The sequence below is a fragment of the Pseudomonas sp. PDM05 genome, from assembly GCF_014851685.1.
In the GTDB taxonomy this organism is placed as follows: domain Bacteria; phylum Pseudomonadota; class Gammaproteobacteria; order Pseudomonadales; family Pseudomonadaceae; genus Aquipseudomonas.
This window is the reverse complement of the sequence record NZ_JACVAC010000008.1, coordinates 1-18,924: the sequence shown is the minus strand read 5'-3', so window position 1 is coordinate 18,924 and position 18,924 is coordinate 1. Positions and strand designations below refer to the sequence as shown.

Annotated in this window: 19 protein-coding genes; 8 read left to right on the top strand and 11 right to left on the bottom strand. The window is 60.9% G+C overall.

Translation table 11 applies throughout. The features are described from left to right. Window position 1: 1 nt before the first annotated feature. Window positions 2-598 carry a septation protein A gene (locus tag IB241_RS16860; RefSeq protein WP_192299403.1) on the bottom strand — a complete coding sequence of 199 codons (597 nt, stop codon included), beginning with the start codon at window positions 596-598 and terminating at the stop codon, window positions 2-4. Window positions 599-685: 87 nt separating this feature from the next. On the opposite strand from IB241_RS16860, the gene IB241_RS16855 reads away from it, so the two are divergent. The 5 genes from IB241_RS16855 to rluB all read left to right on the top strand — a co-directional run bounded on the left by IB241_RS16855 (window position 686) and on the right by rluB (window position 5,467). After that, window positions 686-1,549, top strand: coding sequence for a PHP domain-containing protein (locus IB241_RS16855; protein ID WP_192299402.1), 864 nt, complete (start codon window positions 686-688; stop codon window positions 1,547-1,549). Between the two features lie 13 nt (window positions 1,550-1,562). After that, on the top strand, window positions 1,563-2,192 hold the full coding sequence (locus IB241_RS16850) for an L-threonylcarbamoyladenylate synthase (RefSeq protein ID WP_192299401.1): 630 nt from the start codon (window positions 1,563-1,565) through the stop codon (window positions 2,190-2,192). Window positions 2,193-2,312: 120 nt separating this feature from the next. Next, entirely contained in the window at window positions 2,313-3,011 is a 699-nt protein-coding gene (locus IB241_RS16845) for a segregation and condensation protein A (RefSeq protein WP_177325347.1), read from the top strand. Between the two features lie 12 nt (window positions 3,012-3,023). Next, window positions 3,024-3,950 (top strand): SMC-Scp complex subunit ScpB, encoded by a 927-nt coding sequence (gene scpB, locus IB241_RS16840; RefSeq protein WP_192299400.1) that lies wholly within the window; start codon window positions 3,024-3,026, stop codon window positions 3,948-3,950. Window positions 3,951-4,255: 305 nt separating this feature from the next. Beyond that, window positions 4,256-5,467, top strand: a complete 1,212-nt coding sequence (gene rluB / locus IB241_RS16835) for a 23S rRNA pseudouridine(2605) synthase RluB (RefSeq protein WP_192299399.1) — start codon at window positions 4,256-4,258, stop codon at window positions 5,465-5,467. Between the two features lie 102 nt (window positions 5,468-5,569). Here rluB and IB241_RS16830 read toward each other — a convergent pair whose 3' ends face one another. Both IB241_RS16830 and IB241_RS27670 read right to left on the bottom strand, forming a co-directional pair. Further along, on the bottom strand, window positions 5,570-6,529 hold the full coding sequence (locus tag IB241_RS16830; protein WP_192299398.1) for a leucyl aminopeptidase: 960 nt from the start codon (window positions 6,527-6,529) through the stop codon (window positions 5,570-5,572). 76 nt (window positions 6,530-6,605) lie between these two features. After that, on the bottom strand, window positions 6,606-6,740 hold the full coding sequence (locus IB241_RS27670; protein WP_263864820.1) for a hypothetical protein: 135 nt from the start codon (window positions 6,738-6,740) through the stop codon (window positions 6,606-6,608). Between the two features lie 628 nt (window positions 6,741-7,368). Here IB241_RS27670 and IB241_RS16825 point away from each other — a divergent pair. After that, a complete protein-coding gene (locus IB241_RS16825; RefSeq protein ID WP_192299397.1) occupies window positions 7,369-8,790 on the top strand; it encodes an amino acid permease in 1,422 nt (473 codons plus the stop codon). Window positions 8,791-9,033: 243 nt separating this feature from the next. After that, window positions 9,034-9,447 (top strand): alternative ribosome rescue aminoacyl-tRNA hydrolase ArfB, encoded by a 414-nt coding sequence (arfB, locus tag IB241_RS16820; RefSeq protein ID WP_192299396.1) that lies wholly within the window; start codon window positions 9,034-9,036, stop codon window positions 9,445-9,447. On the opposite strand, the gene IB241_RS16815 is transcribed toward arfB, so the two are convergent. The 4 genes from IB241_RS16815 to IB241_RS16800 all read right to left on the bottom strand — a co-directional run bounded on the left by IB241_RS16815 (window position 9,444) and on the right by IB241_RS16800 (window position 11,589). Next, complete coding sequence (locus tag IB241_RS16815) at window positions 9,444-10,640, bottom strand: MFS transporter (RefSeq protein ID WP_192299395.1); 1,197 nt, start codon at window positions 10,638-10,640, stop codon at window positions 9,444-9,446. The two genes, arfB and IB241_RS16815, sit on opposite strands and share 4 nt — an antisense overlap. 104 nt (window positions 10,641-10,744) lie before the next feature. Beyond that, window positions 10,745-10,915: a hypothetical protein gene (locus IB241_RS16810; protein ID WP_192299394.1), complete on the bottom strand. Its 171-nt coding sequence runs from the start codon at window positions 10,913-10,915 to the stop codon at window positions 10,745-10,747. Window positions 10,916-10,989: 74 nt separating this feature from the next. Beyond that, complete coding sequence (locus IB241_RS16805) at window positions 10,990-11,265, bottom strand: hypothetical protein (RefSeq protein WP_192299578.1); 276 nt, start codon at window positions 11,263-11,265, stop codon at window positions 10,990-10,992. A 12-nt stretch (window positions 11,266-11,277) separates the two neighbouring features. Beyond that, the gene (locus IB241_RS16800) at window positions 11,278-11,589 is read right to left on the bottom strand and encodes a DUF962 domain-containing protein (protein ID WP_192299393.1); all 312 of its coding nucleotides are present in this window, start codon (window positions 11,587-11,589) and stop codon (window positions 11,278-11,280) included. A 161-nt stretch (window positions 11,590-11,750) separates the two neighbouring features. Here IB241_RS16800 and IB241_RS16795 point away from each other — a divergent pair, with 161 nt between their 5' ends. After that, window positions 11,751-12,809, top strand: a complete 1,059-nt coding sequence (locus tag IB241_RS16795; protein WP_192299392.1) for an AraC family transcriptional regulator — start codon at window positions 11,751-11,753, stop codon at window positions 12,807-12,809. Here IB241_RS16795 and IB241_RS16790 read toward each other — a convergent pair. From IB241_RS16790 to IB241_RS16775, 4 genes are all read right to left on the bottom strand, one after another. Further along, window positions 12,766-14,220, bottom strand: a complete 1,455-nt coding sequence (locus IB241_RS16790; RefSeq protein ID WP_192299391.1) for a TrkH family potassium uptake protein — start codon at window positions 14,218-14,220, stop codon at window positions 12,766-12,768. The genes IB241_RS16795 and IB241_RS16790 overlap by 44 nt on opposite strands. 264 nt (window positions 14,221-14,484) lie before the next feature. After that, window positions 14,485-15,828, bottom strand: coding sequence for an imelysin family protein (locus tag IB241_RS16785; RefSeq protein WP_192299390.1), 1,344 nt, complete (start codon window positions 15,826-15,828; stop codon window positions 14,485-14,487). Between the two features lie 128 nt (window positions 15,829-15,956). Beyond that, the gene (locus tag IB241_RS16780; RefSeq protein WP_192299389.1) at window positions 15,957-18,008 is read right to left on the bottom strand and encodes a putative bifunctional diguanylate cyclase/phosphodiesterase; all 2,052 of its coding nucleotides are present in this window, start codon (window positions 18,006-18,008) and stop codon (window positions 15,957-15,959) included. A gap of 529 nt (window positions 18,009-18,537) precedes the next feature. After that, entirely contained in the window at window positions 18,538-18,765 is a 228-nt protein-coding gene (locus IB241_RS16775; RefSeq protein ID WP_192299388.1) for a hypothetical protein, read from the bottom strand. Window positions 18,766-18,924: the final 159 nt, after the last annotated feature.

Below are 18,924 nucleotides of genomic sequence, written 5' to 3'. Positions count from 1 at the left end.
GTCAGTCCTCGGTTTTTGGCGTGGTGGGGGCGGCGTCATGCAGGTGGCGCGACAGGTAGATGCCCTGGCCGACCAGGAACAGCACGGTCATGCCCAGGCTGCCGAAGACCTTGAAGTCGACCCAGTAGTCCTGGAATGTAAACGCGACGAACAGGTTGGCGGCGCCGCAGAAGATGAAGAACACGATCCAGGCGATGTTCAGGCGTGTCCACACCGGCTCCGGCAGGGTCAGCGCGTGGCCCATGATCCGCTTGATCAGCAGGCGGTCACCGATGAAGTGGCTGCCGATAAACACCAGGGCGAACAGCCAGTTGACCACCGGCGCTTTCCATTTGAGGAAGGTTTCGCTGTGGAAGGCCAGGGTCAGGCCGCCGAATACCAGGCAGGCGACCAGGGTCAGCCATTGGCTTTTTTCCAGCTTGCGCTGGGAGATGAAGATGGCGCCGTAGACGACGATAGAGCTGATGATCAGTACGGCGGTGGCGCTGTAGATGCCTCCGAACGAGAGCTGGTGACCGGCGATATCGATGACCCTGGGGTCGAGCTTGGTAACGATGAAAAACAGCAACAGCGGGATGAAGTCGATGAATTGTTTCACAGTAAGAGCCAGAAGCTGGATGTGGCGGCATAATAACAAACATCCTTGGTAGCGAAAGCGCCAGCTGACTTGAGGTTACACACTCCCGTGAATGTTGATTTGCACTGCCACAGCACGGCCTCCGACGGCGCCCTGGCGCCCGCGGTACTGGTTGCGCGTGCGTTTGAAAAAGGCGTGCGAGTCCTGGCGTTGACCGACCACGACACCCTCGAGGGCCTCGATGAAGCCCGCACGGCGGCGCAGGCGCTGGGCATGCAACTGGTCAACGGCGTGGAATTGTCCTGCACCTGGGGCGGCGCCACCATTCACGTGCTCGGCTACGGTTTCGATCAAACAGCCGCGCCGCTGGTGGCCGCCATTGCGGCGTTGCATGATGGCCGCTGGCTGCGCTCCGAAGAAATCAGTCGCAAACTCGGCCTCAAAGGCATGCCCAACGCCCTCGACGGCGCCCGTGCCATCCAGCAGGAGCTGGGGGACAGTGGCAACGCCCCGGCCCGGCCGCATTTCGCCGACTGGATGGTGCGCGAAGGGTTTGTCAAAGACCGCGCCGAAGCTTTCCGCAAATGGTTGGGCGCCGGCAAGCTGGGCGACGTCAAACAACACTGGCCGACCCTGGAAGACACGGTCGAGACCCTGCGCGCCTCCGGCGCCTGGGTCAGCCTGGCACATCCATGGCATTACGATTTCACCCGCAGCAAGCGCCGCAAGCTGATCAGCGACTATATTGGAGCAGGCGGCCACGCAATCGAAGTGGTCAACGGGCACCAACCCGCCGAACAGGTGGGCAGCCTGGCGATCCTTGCCCGCGAATTTGGTCTGCTGGTCAGCGCCGGCAGTGACTTTCATGGCCCAGGTGGTTGGTCCGAAATCGGCGAGTATCGCCAGGTACCTGATGACCTGCCGCTCTTGTCGGGGCGATTCAAGCATGACCCCATTACTGCCACCGTCTGAACAGGTAGAACACGTGAGTCAATTCTTCCAGATTCATCCGGAAAACCCCCAGGCGCGCCTGATCAAACAGGCCGTGGAGATCATTCGCGCCGGCGGCGTGGTGATCTATCCGACGGACTCGTCCTACGCCATCGGTTGCCAGATCGGCGACAAGGGCGCGGTCGAACGTGTACGCCGCCTGCGCCAGTTGGATGACAAACACAACTTCGCGCTGATCTGCAGCGACTTGTCCCAACTCGGGCTGTTCGCCAAGGTCGACACCGGCACGTTCCGCCTGCTCAAGGCCCACACGCCGGGGCCCTACACCTTCATTCTCAACGCCACCCGCGAAGTGCCGCGCCTGTTGCTGCACCCGAAGAAGCGCACCATCGGCCTGCGCGTACCCGAGCACCCCATCGCCCTGGCGCTGCTGGCCGAGCTGGGTGAGCCGTTGATGAGCGTGTCGCTGATCATGCCCGGTGAAACCGAGCCGCTGGAAGATCCGTACGAAATGCGCCAACTCCTGGAAAAACAGGTCGACCTGATCATCGACGGTGGCTTCGGCGGCAACAAAGCCTCCACCGTGATCAACCTGGCCGATGGCGAGCCGGAAGTGATCCGCGTCGGTTGCGGCGATCCGGCGCCGTTCATGGTCGAGGCCTGAATGTCCGCTGTGCAAACCGTTGATCCCCAGGCCGGCGCCCAGCAGGAACTGCCATTTGCCATGGTCTATGGCCAGGCGGTCATGGAAATGCCCCTGGACCTGTACATCCCGCCGGACGCCCTGGAAGTCTTCCTGGAAGCCTTCGAGGGCCCGCTGGACCTGCTGCTGTACTTGATTCGCAAGCAGAACATCAACATCCTCGACATCCCGGTGGCGGAAATCACCCGCCAGTACATGGGCTATGTCGAGCTGATGCAGTCGGTGCGCCTGGAGTTGGCCGCCGAGTACCTGGTGATGGCCGCGATGCTCGCCGAGATCAAGTCGCGCATGCTGCTGCCGCGTTCGGAGACAGTGGAAGCCGAAGAAGACGACCCGCGTGCCGAACTGATCCGTCGCCTGCAAGAGTACGAGCGTTTCAAGGCTGCTGCCGAAGGTATCGACGGTCTGAGCCGTGTCGGTCGTGACGTGGTGGTGCCCAAACTGGATGCGCCCGAGGCCCGCGCCCGAAAGCTGTTGCCGGATGTAAGCCTGGAAGAATTGTTGATGTCCATGGCCGAGGTGCTGCGCCGTGGCGATATGTTCGAGAGTCATCAGGTCAGCCGCGAGGCGCTGTCCACCCGCGAACGCATGAGTGATGTGCTCGAGCGCCTCAAGGGCGGCGGGTTTGTGCCGTTCGTCGAGCTGTTCACGAAAGAAGAAGGGCGTTTGGGGGTAGTGGTGACCTTCATGGCGGTCCTTGAATTGGTCAAGGAATCCTTGGTCGAGCTGGTCCAGAATGAGCCTTTTGCGGCTATCCACGTGCGGGCGCGAGCCGAATAAAGAGCTGAATCGATGAATCTGACTGAACCCCGCGAACTGGCCCCGCTCCTGGAGGCTTTTCTACTGGCCTCGGGTAAGCCCCAATCGTTGGAGCGCCTGTTCGAACTGTTTGAAGAAGCCGAGCGCCCTGAGCCGCCGGTGTTCAAGAAGGCGCTGGAGATTCTGCGCAAATCCTGCGATGGCCGAGCCTTTGAATTGCGCGAAGTTGCGTCAGGCTATCGCTTGCAGATCCGTGAGAAGTTTTCCCCGTGGGTCGGCCGACTCTGGGAAGAGCGCCCGCAGCGTTATTCGCGGGCGATGCTGGAGACCATGGCGCTGATCGCCTATCGCCAACCGATTACCCGGGGCGAGATCGAGGACGTACGGGGCGTGGCGGTCAACAGCCATATCGTCAAGACCCTGCTGGAGCGCGAGTGGATTCGCATCGTCGGCTACCGCGACGTGCCCGGCAAACCGGCGATGTTTGCCACCACCAAGGTGTTTCTCGACCACTTCAACCTGAAAAACCTCGATGACTTGCCGCCGTTGGCCGAACTGCGCGAGATGGAAGCCGAGCCGGTGCTCGACTTCGACGACGCGCCGGTGCCGGCTGGCTTGCAGGAGCTGGCCGATGCCAGCGCCGAGCCGGAAGAGCCGAAGGATGAAACCAGCTTCCATACGCTGTTGCTGGAACTGGATGACATGGAGCAGGGCATCAAGACTGACTTTGACGACCTGCTGCGTGATGGTGCCGTTGAGCCTGAGGCCCTGGAAAATACTGAGCCTGAGCCCGAAACCGAACCCGAACCCGAGGAAGACATCCTGGGCGTTGCCCAAGCCCGTGAAAAACTCCTGGCCGCCGTCGCCGCCCTCGAACAGCCGGCCTTGAGCGACGAAGAAGCCGAAGCCCGCGCGCTGGCCGAAGCCATCGAAGCGGAACGCCGCGAACTCGAAGACTGATTCAATCTCACAAACACTGCTGAACCCCCTGTGGGAGCGGGCTTGCTCGCGAAAGCGTTCTATCAGTTGGCTTATGTGGTAACTGACACACCGCATTCGCGAGCAAGCTCGCTCCCACATGTTGATCTGCTGTGGGCCACTGGTCGGTGCAAGGCAGGCGACTTTGCCTTTATCGACTAGTCTCTGATGCGCAACCCGCGCCATACGCGTATGATTCGCGACCCTTCGCCGACCTCTTCGGCCAAGACCCCGCTTTCAACACTCTTCAGGCCACGCCTGAATCGACCCACCGGGAGGTGCTTAAGATGAACGACAAAGACCAGAACGACAGCCAGGAAATCGGCCCAGCAGGCGAAAAACTGCAAAAGGTGCTGGCGCGTATCGGCGTGGGCTCGCGCCGCGACGTCGAAGCCTGGATTACCCAGAAGCGCATCAAGGTCAACGGCGTCGAGGCCACCCTCGGCCAGCGCGTCGACCTGCACGATGCAATCACCATTGATGGCAAGGTCATCAAGCGTGAAGAGGCCGCCGAATCGGTGCGCCGCGTGATCATGTACAACAAGCCCGATGGCGAGATCTGCACCCGTGACGACCCGGAAGGCCGTCCGACCGTGTTCGACAAGATGCCCAAGCCTAAAGAAGGCCGTTGGATCAACATCGGGCGCCTGGACATCAACACCACTGGTTTGCTGATGTTCACCACCGACGGTGAACTGGCCAACCGCCTGATGCACCCGTCCTATGAGATGGACCGCGAATACGCCGTGCGTGTACGTGGCGAAGTCGATGACGAGATGATCGAGCGCTTGAAAGCTGGTGTGGTCCTCGAAGACGGCCCGGCCAAGTTCACCGACATCAAGCAGGCTCCAGGCGGCGAAGGTTTCAACCACTGGTACCACTGCGTGGTGATGGAAGGCCGTAACCGTGAAGTCCGTCGCCTGTGGGAATCCCAGGGCCTGGTGGTCAGCCGCCTGAAGCGCGTGCGTTTCGGCCCGGTGTTCCTGAACTCCGACCTGCCGATGGGCCGCTGGCGCGAAATGAGCCAGTACGAAGTCGACATCCTCAGCGCCGAAGTCGGCCTGACGCCGGTCGCCATGCCGCAGATGAACGCCAAGAGCAAAGACAAGCTTGAGCGTATGCAGCGTAAATCGTCGCGTCCTGTGGCGCGTACCGAGCGTGTTGCGCGCACGCTGCGCCCAGCGTTGAATGCACCGGCCACCGGCGGTCGTATCTCCCGTGAGCCGCACATCGAAGGCGAGCGCCGCCCAACCGCGCCATCGCGTCAGGAAGGCGAGCGCGCTCCACGTGCACCGCGTCCGGCTCCGACGGGTGGTCGCAGCAACCGTGGTGAAGCCGAGCGCCCGGCCGACAACGCCAGCACCAAGCGTCCAGCCAAGCCGGCGGCGAACAAGCGCCCTGGCCCGAAACTGGTCGCGGACGAGCCGTCGGGCAAGCGCCGTGGCGCGCCGGCCGGTTCGGGCCAGCGTCCTGGTTTTGGTCGCAAGAAGCCGCAGTGATGTTTTAAGCGCGGCCTGAAAACGCCAACCCTCGGGTTGGCGTTTTTTTTTGCCATTCAAAAAATGTGTGTGGGGGCTCCCCAGCGCTGCTGATAGCGGGATTCAGAAGGCAAAGCTGCCATCAAACACCGGCTTGTCATCCAGTGCCAACACCCCGCTGGCGAAGATCAGGTCCAGATGGTGGCTGCCTTTCTGCCCGCCGCCCAAGCCCAAGTGCAAGCCGCAGTGGCGCTCCTCGAAGCCCGCATTGCGCGCATACAGATCCTTGACCCCTTCATTGGTGCCAATCCCCAATTCCTCCACGCGCCGGTTCGACGGGTTGGCGTTCAGGTACTTGTTGAAATCCTCCACCAGCCCCGGCACATCACTGGCCACGCTGCACACCGTCGAATTTTCGATCCACAACTGCAGTGGCGATTGCAGCACGCCGTACTTGCGCGCAAACGGGATGGTGCTCAGGAAAGTACCGACAAACCGTACCTGGCCATTGATGGCTTCGCTGTGGGTGGCGATTTCGCCGGGCGCCAGGTCGTGGTTGCCGACGCCGTTGATATTGGTCCACTTGCGCACGCTGCTCAGCGGCGCCTGAAGGCGTGAACCGTGCTTGTCGGTAAAGCTCAGCACCTGGGCCTGGGACAGGCGCCGGATCAGCGTGGCGTTGAGGTCGGCGATGCGCTGGGGCTCGACGCTGAAGGTGTCGTAGAAGTAGTCGCCGTAATCCTTGAACAGCAGGGACTTCTGCCAGTGCTCCGCCATCACCCCTTGCAGGTCGCGGATAAACGCCGGGCCTTGGGCGCTGGGGTTGGGCAGTGTCGACGAGTCGTACAGGAACAGGTACAGGTCGCAGGTTTCGATGGCCTGGGCCAGGGTCTCGCTGCTGGCCAGATCCAGGCGCTGCACCTGGAAGTTGAAACGCGCGGCGCTGGCGTGGGTGATGGCCAGGGCAATCGCCTCATATCGCGCAGTGTGGCCCAGCAGTACGGTGGGGCAGCTCAGGCCGGCGAGGGCCGGGTGGTGGGCGAGGTAGTAAAGAAAGTGTTCGACAGCGCGGGCCTTGTCCATGACGGGTGTCCTTGTGTGCCTTGGGTAAGGGGAGGGCAGGTGCCGTGCACAGCACCTGCCGGGAGCCTGTCGGGCGTTACGGCCACATCGCGGTGCCAAACGGCACCACGGCGTCGGCTTGCATCATTTCCACGGCGGCCTCATGGGTAGGGGCTTCAAACCAATCGTCGAGTTGCAGTTCGGTTTCCAGAGCGTTTTCCAGTGTGTGCATGCTGTCTCTCCTTGAAGGCATTTTCAGAATGGCTTGCCGACCGGCAAGTGGTTTGAACCTAGGAGAGAGTGTTTCAGAAAGCAAAAAATTTAATGACACGGTTCCATTGGCGATTTTTGTTGTGGTTTTCCAAGGGGATTTTTTCCTGAGGAAATACAGCAGGCTGGGGGGGCTGATTTTGAACGAATCGGCGACCGCCAATTTTTCTAAAACTGACAGCCGTAACGTAGGTTTTCCGCGCTGTAACGATAAATTTACGAGTCTGTGGCGGGTTCATTGGCGTAGCGGTTGCCGTAAGGAATACCTGACAGTTCGTCGCACGCACCATTCGAGAGCGGCCCCAAGCAGTCGAGCGGTGTACAATGCGCCGCGTTTTACTGTGACCCCTCCTTGCGCAACCACGCGAAAGGCCAAGACCTCAGGGTTTGCCTACCCTGATCACTCCGTTTGGCTACGAGCCGGACGGGTTCGATTTCGTCACAGATAAAAACAAACAGGTGACGCATGACCCTTAGAACGACGCTGTACTCCTGGTGCCTGCGCTGGGGTTTGAGCGGGGCTGCTTGAGTCGAGATTCACGGCAGCTACGTGTATTCAACATCATCAAACCTTGCGTGAGACCCTTTTCATGAGTGGACCCCATTCCTCTTCAGGCGAGCTGAAACGCGGCCTGAAAAATCGTCATATCCAGCTGATCGCCCTCGGTGGCGCCATCGGTACCGGCCTGTTCCTCGGCTCGGCCGGGGTGCTCAAATCCGCCGGCCCGTCGATGATCCTGGGCTATGCCATCTGCGGCTTCATCGCCTTCATGATCATGCGCCAGCTTGGCGAAATGATCGTCGAAGAGCCGGTCGCCGGTTCCTTCAGCCACTTTGCCCACAAGTACTGGGGCGGTTTCGCCGGCTTCCTGTCGGGCTGGAACTGCTGGATCCTGTACATCCTGGTGGGCATGTCGGAGCTGACGGCCGTCGGCAAATACGTGCATTACTGGTGGCCGGAGATTCCGACCTGGGTCTCGGCGGCGGCGTTCTTCGTGTTGATCAACCTGATCAACCTGGCCAACGTCAAAGTCTTCGGTGAGGCCGAGTTCTGGTTCGCGATCATCAAGGTGGTGGCCATTGTCGGCATGATCGCCCTGGGCAGCTACCTGCTGGTCAGCGGCAGCGGCGGCCCGCAAGCTTCGGTGAGCAACCTGTGGGAACACGGCGGCTTCTTCCCCCACGGCGTTGGCGGCCTGGTGATGGCCATGGCGATCATCATGTTCTCCTTCGGCGGCCTGGAAATGCTCGGTTTCACCGCTGCCGAAGCCGACCAGCCACGCACCGTGATCCCGAAAGCGATCAACCAGGTGATCTACCGCATCCTGATTTTCTACATCGGCGCGCTGGTTGTGCTGCTGTCGCTGACCCCGTGGGACAGCCTGTTGACCACCCTCAACGCGTCCGGCGATGCCTATAGCGGCAGCCCGTTCGTGCAAGTGTTCTCGATGCTCGGCAGCAACACCGCTGCGCACATCCTCAACTTCGTGGTCCTGACCGCGGCACTGTCGGTGTACAACAGCGGCACGTACTGCAACAGCCGTATGCTGCTGGGCATGGCCGAGCAGGGCGATGCGCCTAAAGCGCTGGCCAAGATCGACAAGCGCGGCGTGCCGGTGCGTTCGATCCTCGCCTCGGCGGCAGTGACGCTGGTGGCGGTGCTGATGAACTACCTGATCCCGCAGCACGCGCTGGAACTGCTGATGTCGTTGGTCGTGGCCACGCTGGTGATCAACTGGGCGATGATCAGCTTCTCGCACTTCAAGTTCCGCCAGCACATGAACCGCACCGGCCAGGTGCCGTTGTTCAAGGCGCTGTGGTACCCGTACGGCAACTACATCTGCCTGGCGTTCGTGGCGTTTATCCTGGTGGTGATGCTGATGATCCCGGGCATCCAGGTGTCGGTGTACGCGATCCCGGTGTGGGTGGCGTTTATGGCGGTGTGTTATGGCATCAAGAACAAGCGCAGTGCCGAAGCGGTGCAAGCCTCGGCGAATGCGGCGTTGAAATAAGCCAACGCCCGAAAACACGGAACCCGGCGCTTTGCCGGGTTTTTTGTGGGCGCTGGCGGGTTAGACTCGCGCCTCGTTTTAATGCGTGACCGGCACAGCGGTCCTTTACGCCTGATCGGCTTGGATTTGAGCGGTTTTCGCCTCAATGATGCCAAACTGTTCAAAGGCGCCGTGATTTCCAAAGCCCAGGCGTCGATGTTGTTGTCCGAGTGGGGCTTGTCCGTTGCTTAGGGTTTTTGATTGATGCTGGTGATTTCCAACAATGTGCACTTGCCCGATGCCGAGATCGAGCTGACCGCCATTCGCGCCCAGGGCGCCGGTGGGCAGAACGTCAACAAGGTGTCGAGCGCGGTGCACCTGCGTTTTGACATCCCGGCGTCGTCGTTGCCGGAGTTCTACAAGGAGCGGCTGCTGGCGCTGCGTGACAGCCGCATCACCAGTGACGGCGTGCTGGTGTTGAAAGCCCAGCAGTATCGGACCCAGGAGCAGAACCGCGCGGATGCGCTGGAGCGTCTGGTGGAGTTGATCCTCAGTGCCACCAAGGTCGAGAAGAAGCGCCGCCCGACCAAGCCGACGCTGGGCTCGAAAAAGCGTCGCCTCGAATCCAAGACCAAGCGCGGCAACATCAAGGCCGGGCGCGGCAAGGTCGACTTTTAGTCGCCGCGCGTTTCGCGGGCCTTGGGCGCCTGGCGGTACAGGTAAACGCTGAGCAGCAAGCCACAGAGGGCAGCGAGGGCGGCGAACAGGAAGATCGATGCAAAGCCAAAGCCGGCCGCGACCGCCCCAGCCAGCGGTCCGGTGATCCCCAGGGACAAGTCGATGAACAACGAGTAGGCGCCCACCGCCGAGCCACGGCTGGAGGCGGGTACCAGGTTGACCGCCTCCACGCCCAGCGCCGGAAACACCAGGGAAAAACCGAAGCCGCTCAATGCCGCGCCCGCCAGGGCCAGGTTGGCGTCCGGCGCCAGCCATAACAACAGCAGGCCAAGGATCTCCACCGACAGGCAGGCAATCGCCACGCGAAAGCCGCCGATGCGGTTGATCAAGTTGCCAAACAACAGGCGCGCACCGATAAAGCTCGCGCCGAACAGGCTCAGGGCCCACACCGCGTTGTCCCAGTGCTGGGTGGTGTAATACAGGGTGATAAAGGTGGCGATGGTGCCGAATCCGATCGAGCCCAGCGCCAGCGCGCAACCGTGGGGCAGCACGCGGCCCAGCACGTTCATGAACGGCAGCCGCACGCCTGCGACGATGGGCGCGGCTTCCTTCTTCCAGGCCAGCAGCAGGCCGATGACGGCGAGCAGGATGATGCTGACGCCCATGCTCCACAGGCCCAGGCTTTTCACCAGCAACACGCCCAACGGTGCGCCGACGGCCAGGGCGCCATAACTGGCGATACCATTCCACGAAATGACCTTGGCCGTATTGGCCGCGCCGACACGGCCGATGCCCCAGCCGATGGCGCCAGAGCCCACCAGGCTTTCCGCGCTGCCCAGCACTAGGCGCCCGATGAGCAGGCTGCCCAGGCTGATCGCCGGCAGGCTGGAAAACCACGCGGCCAGCAGCATGAACACACCGCTCAGGCCACAGCCGACCAACCCGATCAATACCGCGCGCTTGCTGCCCAGGTTGTCGATGATTTTGCCGGCATACGGGCGGCTCAGCAGGGTGGCCAGGTATTGCAAGCTGATCACCAGGCCGGCGATAACGGCGCCGTAGCCCAGTTCACTGTGGACATAGCCGGGCAATACGGCGAGGGGGATGCCGATATTCAGGTAGCCGATAAAGGTAAACAACACGATGGAAACAACTTGCAGCGTGACCGCCATGGGGCGCTGGGTATCTGGCATGGGAGAGGTCCACAGTCGCAGCAGGTAAAGATAGGCTGCTAATGATACCGATGGTTTGGCCCACGCAGGGCGGTAAATTCCAAAAACGTCAGATCAGAAAGACGTCAGGACTTGGACGGGGCGAGCAATTGGGTGGTGACCAGGGCGGCCAAGGCGTTTTCCTGGGTGCCAAAGCGCTTGAGCAGCAGGGCTTGTTTGTCCGCGCTGAGGCGGTTCCAGACGTCGACCATCTGCAAGGCAGCGTCGAGGACGGCGGTATCCGGGTTATCTGTCATGGTGTCTATCCAGGTCTATTCAGGCAGTGTGGAAAGCGCGCAAAGCTGCGCTTTCCACACGGTCTGTTACGGCGTCAGCCCTGGCTTTTGCCGTCGACTGGTTTTGCTTCTTTGGCCTCAGGCTGCTTTGGGCTGGCCTGCTGCGGTGTTGGCTGCTCAGTTTCGTGCAGGCTTGGGAAGGGGAGATTAGGTATCTCGTGCATCGTCGTCGCTCCTCGCAAGGTCTGTTTTTTCAATCGCAGGTGATTCCGCGCTCTCAAAAAGCCTTGGCAGGATACAGCACTGCAAATGACAAAAAGATTTTTCTGTCGGCGGATGTCGGAACTTTGATCATTTAACGCAAGTGACATGGGGTCACACGTCTAGAACGGGACTTTGCCGAGGATCATGTCGCGATACATCACGAAATCCCCCAATAAGCTGTAGAACGGGTGCTTGAAGGTCGCCGGGCGGTTCCTTTCGAAGAAGAAGTGGCCGATCCAGGCAAAGCTGTAGCCGGCAATCGGTATGGCCAGCAGCAACGCCAATGAGCCCCGACCAATGGCATAGGCCAGGATGCCGATCACCAGGGTGGTGCCGATGAAATGCAGGCGCCGGCAGGTACTGTTGGCATGCTCGCCCAGGTAATACGGGTAGAACTCAGCAAAGCTATTGAATTGCTTGATATTTTCCACGATTGCCGGCCCTTTGATTGTTGTGCCGCCCAACAGATGTTCGGCGGGGAGCTTATTTGAGTCTAGAGTGATCAGTGGTAACGGCCAGTGACAATAGATGCCACTTTAGTATCCTTGGCTTTCCTGGCTGCCGTTTAAGCCTGCTTTATTAAGAAGACGCCATGAGCGAACGAACAACTTCTGCAAGCTGGGCGATGGGGATAGTCAAGGCATTGGAAATGGATGGCCTGGACTGCCGGACGCTGTTCAAGCAACTGGGCCTGGATTACGCCGCCCTGAATGACCCCGATGCACGGTTTGCGCAAGACTCCATGACCCGCCTGTGGCAGCGCGCGGTGGAACTGTCCGGCAACCCGGCAATTGGTCTGAACATGGGCAAGGTGGTGCGCCCGGCCTCGTTTCATGTGGCCGGGTATGCGTTGATGTCGAGCAACACGCTGGCCGAGGGTTTTATGCGCCTGGTGCGTTACCAGCGGATCATTGCCGAAAGTGCCGACCTGAGTTTCCGCCTGCTACCTGAAGGCTATGCGCTGATTCTGACGGTGCATGGCGATCACTTGCCGCCCACCCGGCAAAGCGCCGAAGCCTCGCTGGCCAGTGCTCTGGCGCTGTGCGGCTGGCTCAGCGGCCGCACCCTGCAGCCGCGTAAAGTGCTGTTGCAAGGCGATCACCCGGTGGACCTGGGGCCGTACAAACAAGCCTTCCATGCCCCGCTGGAATTCAACGCGGCCTACGATGCACTGATTTTCGAGCAGGCCGACATGGAGGCGCCGCTGCCCACCGCCAACGAGGCCATGGCGCTGCTGCATGATCGGTTTGCCGGTGAGTACCTGGCGCGCTTCTCGGAAAGCCGCGTGACCCACAAGGCCCGGCAGGTGCTGTGCCGCCTGTTGCCCCAGGGCGAGCCCAAGCGCGAAGTGGTGGCGCAGACGCTGCACCTGTCCCAGCGCACCCTGCAACGGCGATTGCAGGAGGAGGGCACCAGTTTTCAGACCCTGCTTGATGACACCCGTCGCGAACTGGCCGAGCAATACCTGGCGCAACCGAGCATGACCCTGCTGGAAATTGCCTACCTGTTGGGGTTTGCCGACCCGAGCAATTTCTTCCGCGCCTTCCGTCGCTGGTTCGATGCCACGCCCGGTGAATACCGGACGCGGTTGCTCGAAGCGTCGACGGTCAGTGGCGCCAAAACGCCGGAATACACAGAACAAAGACCGTAATGATCTCCAGTCGGCCGAGCAGCATGCCGAGCGACAGGATCCACTTGGCCGCATCCGGCAGGCTGGCGAAGTTGCCGGCCGGGCCGATGGTTTCCCCCAGGCCCGGGCCGACGCCGGACACCGTGCTGGCCGCGCCGGTCAGCGCGGTCATCCAGTCCAGGCCGAGCAGCGACAGTGCAAGGGCGATGGCGCAGATGGTGATGGCGAAGAAGAACGAAAAAGTCAGGATCGAGCGTACGATTTCTTCGTCGAGACGGTGGCCGTTGTACTTCTGCTTGATCACCGCGCGAGGGTGAATCAACTGGTTCAAGTTGGCCTTGAGCAGGATGTAGGCGACCTGGAAGCGGAAGATCTTGATCCCGCCCGCCGTGGAGCCGGAGCAGCCGCCGATAAAGCCCAGGTAGAAAAACAGCATCAGTGAGAAATTGCCCCACAGGCTGTAGTCCCCCAGTGCAAAACCTGTAGTGGTCACCACCGAGGTAACGTTCAGCGCCACGTGGCGCAGGGCGTCCAGCCAATGCAGGTCGGTGGTCCACCAGTACCAGGTGCCGAGCACCAGCCAGGTTACCAACAGCAAGCCGAGCAAGCCCTGCACCTGCTGATCCTTGACCAGCGCCTTGCGGTTGCCGCGCAACGTGGCGACATACAGGGTAAACGGCAGGCTGCCGAGGATCATCACCACCACCGCGACCCAGTGCACCGCCGGTTGTTTCCAGTGGGCCAGCGACTCATCGGAGGTGGAGAAACCGCCGGTGGAGATCGCCGACATCGCGTGGTTGATCGCATCGAACAAACCCATGCCGGCCCACCAGAACGCCAGGCTGCCCAGGATGGTGATGCCCACGTACGCCGCCACGATCAGGCGCGCCACCATGTGCGAGCGCGGCATGACCTTTTCCGAGCGGTCCGAGGATTCGGTCTGGAACAGACGCATGCCACCGATGCGCAGCAGCGGCAGGATCGCCACTGCCATTCCGATAAAGCCGATACCGCCGAGCCAGTGCAGCAGCGAGCGCCACATCAGGATGCCCGGCGACATGCTGTCCAGCCCGCTCAATACGGTGGAGCCGGTGGCGGTGATGCCGGACATGCTTTCGAAAAACGAGTCGGTGTAGCTGATGTGCTGGGTCAGCAGGAACGGCAGCGCGGCAAAGATGCACACCACTACCCAGCTTGTGACGGTGAGCAGGTACATGTCCCGTGGGCGCAGGTGCACGTGTTCGGGGCGACCGGGGATGACCAGGGCCAGGCCGGCGAGAAAAGTGATCATGCTGGCCCACAGGAACGAGGGCAGGTCGCGGGTGCGTTCGAAGATCACCAGGGTGGCCATGGGCACCACCATGGCGATTGCGAGGGTGATCAGGAAGATGCCGATGATGAAACCGATGATGCGTAGGGTCGGCAACGCCATGAAGTGAGCTCGGGTGATTGGGCAGAGGCGCCATTCTACCTGGGGTGCAGGTCTTGTAAACCGGCCCCTTCAGGCGGTACCGAGCAAATGGGGGAGTGGGCTTGTGTGGGAGCGGGCTTGCTCGCGAATGCGGTGGGTCAGCCAAATATCCAGTGACTGATACAGCGCATTCGCGAGCAAGCCCGCTCCCACATGGGGTTTGTGGTGTTTGATGCAGGCATAAAAAAGGCGACCCGAAGGCCGCCTCATTCAACTCGGCGTTGATCAGAACTCGTGATCAGCGTTGTCCGGGTTCAGGTCGCTGATGCCCAGCTTGCCCGCCGCCGCTTCGATCGAACCGGTCTGCTTGACCAGCGCCGCGATGGCGTCACGTACGATCTGGTTGCCCGCATCGTTACCGGCCGCGATCAACTGGTCGTAGTGCTCACCCTTGTTGGCGTGGTCAACCATGACCTGGATCTTCGCTTCGGTCGCTGCCAGGTCTGCCTTCAGCGCGCTGTCGGCAGCCGGGTCGACCTTGGCCACCAGGGACGACAGGCTGGCGCCGGTCAGCTGGGTGCCGTCGGTGCGGGTGTATTCGCCCAGGTAGACGTTGCGGATGCCCTTGGCGTCGTAGAAGTGCGAGTTGTGGGTGTTGTCGCTGAAGCAGTCCTGCTCGTCTTCCGGCGAGTTGGCTTCCAGGGACACTTTCATACGCTCACCAGCCAGTTCGCCGAGGGACAGGCTACCCATGCCGAACAGCATTTTGCGCAGGCCGTCGGTGGCCGGTTCAGCCTCCAGGGTGGCGCGGTAGTTGTCGGCGACGTTTGGCTTCCAGTTGCCGACCATTTCTTCCAGGTCGCTCACCAGCAGTTGGGTCACGGCGCTCAGGTAGGCGCGGCGACGCTCGTTGTGGCCGCCCGTGGCGCCGTCGCCGGTCAGGTAGTCCGACGCTGGACGGTTGCCGGCGCCAGGGCCGGTGCCGTTCAGGTCCTGGCCCCAGAGCAGGAATTCGATGGCGTGGTAGCCGGTGGCGACGTTGGCTTCGGAACCGCCCAGCTCGTTGAGGCTGGCAAGTTTTTCCGGGGTGATTTCCTTCACGTCGACCTTGTCTTCGCCGACCTGGACTTCAGTGTTGGCGACGATGTTGGCGGTCGCGCCTGGGTTACCCAGGGCGTGTTCGTAGGACTTGTCGACGTAGTCGATCAGGCCTTCGTCCAGCGGCCATGCGTTCACCTGGCCTTCCCAGTCGTCGATGATGGTGTTGCCGAAGCGGAACACTTCGCTCTGCAGGTACGGGACGCGTGCGGCAACCCAGGCCGCGCGGGCGGCTTTCAGGGTTTCGTCGTTCGGCTTGGCGAGGAACGCGTCGATGGCGGTCTGCAGGGTTTTGGCGGTGGATTCGGCGTCGCTGTAGACCGCGAACACCATGTCAGCGTAATGCGCGACCACGGCCTTGGCAGCCGCTTCGTCGACTTGGCCGGCAGGGGTGGCAGCCGCTGGAGCGGTAGTGCTGGCAGCCGGGGTCGGCGCCTGTGGCGCGGCGGCCTTGTCTTTACCTTCGCCGCAACCGGCGAGAGAAATGGCAATGGCCAGCAGACTGGCGGTGGCCAGGGGCATACGAATCATGGCGAACATCCTGCTTCGGTTGTTGATAGGGCGCGCGGGGGGGAGCGCAAAACTGCGACATAATGCGAAAGATTTGCATTTTGTGTAAAGGCTTAAACGCGGGAAATATTCAGTATCGTTTTCTCGGTTCAAAGAATCGCGGCGTTATTGCGCTCTGACTGTTTCAGATACGCGGCCAATTCCCGCGCCGGCAGCGGTTTGCTGTAGTGATAGCCCTGCCCCTCATGGCAACCCTCGGAGATGATGTAGGCCTCTTGTTCCGCGGTTTCCACGCCTTCGGCGATCACCTGCATGCCCAGGCTTTTACCCAGCTGGATAATCGCCCGCACGATGGTGGCATCGTCGTCGTCATCCAGCAGGTCCTGGACGAAGCTCTTGTCGATCTTGATCTTGTCCAGGGGAAGGCTTTTCAGGTAGCTGAGGGATGAATAGCCGGTGCCGAAGTCGTCAATCGCGATCAACGCTCCGGAGCGGCGCAGGCTCAGCAGGTGTTGGGCGGCGGTGCTGATGTCTTCCATCAGGCCGGTTTCGGTGACTTCCAGCTCCAGGCTGCGCGGCGGCAGGCGGTAGATCTGCATCAGGTTGTTGACCACTCGCGGCAACTCGGTGTGGTGCAACTGCACGGTGGACAGGTTGACCGCCATGCGCAACTCGGTGAAACCCAGGTCATGCCATTCGCGCAACTGCCGGCAGGCCTGGTCCAGTACCCATTCGCCAATTGCGATGATGGTGCCGTTCTGTTCGGCCAATGGGATGAACAAGTCAGGCGGCACCAGGCCATGTTCCGGGTGCTGCCAGCGGATCAACGCTTCGACGCCCACCACACGGTGGTCGCGGTAGCTGATTTGCGGTTGGTACACCAGGTGGAACTGGTTGCGACTCAAGGCGTCGCGCAGGTCTTTTTCCAGTTCGCGGCGGCGGCGCATTTCGCTGTCGACGCTGGCGATATAGAACTGGTAGCGGTTGCGTGACCGGCTCTTGGCCAGGGTCATGGTCTGTTCGGCTTTTTGCAGCAGCTTCTCGGTGCTGTCGCCATCTTCCGGAAACAGGGTGATGCCTATAGTGGCGCGCAGGCGGATCTGTTCGTGGTCGAGGGCGAATTCCGCTTCGAGGTCATCGAGGATGCTTTGCGCCAACTCCGCGGCTTCGTAGGGTTGGTCGATGTCGGCCTGCACCAGGGCGAACTGGTCGCCCCCCAGGCGGGCGAGGGCGCCGAGGCGGCCGCTATGGGCGCGCAAACGGTCGGCGAGGGCCAGCAGCAATTGGTCGCCGGCCTGGTAGGTGAACTGCTCGTTGACGCTCTTGAAGTCGTCCAGGCCCACGCACAACACCGCCACGCGGCGCTGTCGGCGGCCGGCGTCGATGAGGATCTTGTCCAGTTGTTCCTGCAGCTTCTGGCGATTGGGCAACCCGGTCAGGAAGTCGTACTGCGCCATGCGACGCAGGCTGCTCTCGGCCTCGTGACGCAGGTGGGTGTTGCGCTCGATGGATTCGAGCAACTGGTTGGCGGTATTGATCCACAGCCCCAGTTCATTGCGTTCATGGCCTTTGAGCTGGGGGATCTTGTGTTCGCTGGGCCGGTCCGGGTTGATCGACGTCAGGTGCTCGATGATCCGCGACAACGGCTTGGTCAGCAGCCAGTGGTAGACCAGGTACAACACCAGGCCCATCGCCAGGGCCCGAAGCACTCCGGAGATAAAGATAATCACCGAGCTGACAATAAAATCCTTGCCGTACGTGGCGGTGTCGAGGGTGATGCTCAGGTCGCCGTAGTACTCGCTGTAGGGACCTTTGCCCACCAATGCCGTGGTGAACGTGCGTTCCTGGCCAAGAATCAGGTCGGTCAGCCAACGGCTGGGGGATTGCTGCAAGGCGCGGCTTTTTTCCGCGAGCATGGTTTCGTTGGGATGGCCGATGGACGCCATGCGTACCGCATCGTCTTGAAACAGGCCCTCAATGACCTGCATTCCCATCTCGCGGTCCAGGCTGTAGACGGCCTGGGTCGAGGGGTCGCGGAACATGTCGAGGATGCGCTGGGCATCGCTGGCCACGGCCTGGCGCGTTTTGTAGGCATCAAAGACGATCTGCGCCACGCTCAGCGCTACACCCACGACCAGGGCCGACAGCAGCACGACCCGTAGCAACTTCACCGACAAGCTGTTTTTGAGTTCCAGCTTCAAAGGGGGATTCCTTGTTCCATGCGGGTAGCCTCAATATGCCATGAGTATTGGCAATCTGAGGGTGGCAGTCAAAGGGACATTCGGTTAAGCGGGAAATGTTGAGAAAAGTGGAACCCAGCTCGCGGAAATTGCCACCCACGCGGTGAGGGGAATGAGCCTCTCGTTGAATACTGGAGTACTTATTTATGGTTATGGCATTGGCAGGATTAGCGTTGCCTGCAGTGGCTGCGGCTGCGGCCCCTATGGTTGGGCAGGGTTTTAAAGTGTTAGGGGATGTTGGCGGGCAGTTCGTAAAAGGCGCGTTAAGCGCGGTCTTGGGTGGCACGGGTCTAGGGCAGTCAAATTCAACAATCAACTATGGGGTCGGCAACAATAACCAAAACATAATGGAGCTAATAGGCCGCCATATGGTGGAGAATTCCTCGAGGCGTTAAGCCCACATATTCCCTGGCATGCCCCGTGCGATAGCGGAGTCAAAAGCCGCAGGAGCAGGATCGGATTGGTCCTGCTCCTGCCCTGGCGCTATCGTTTATTTAATGAAACTGATCGTCTGCTGAGCCTTGTTGGTCAGGGCGGCGAACTGTATCGGTTCGGTGGATTCGCTCTTTGGACTCTCTGCGCCGATTTTCTTTGCTACTGCGTCGGCTAAGGGTTGGATCAGTGGTGCAATAGCTTTTACCACTTCGCCAACGACAGGAATTGCGGCTTTCAATAGATCGCCACCCAGCGAGATTGCGGAGGCTGCGCTTATTGTCATTATGATTTCTCCGATAGGTTAAGGGGTCGTATCCGGTACAAACCGGGGACATCGTTTACATATCTAACCGGGGACATGGTTTACAGGTTAATACGCATGATCAGGAGGTAACTGATCATGCCCTGGAACCAAGAGTCTCCCATGGATCAACGAATCAAA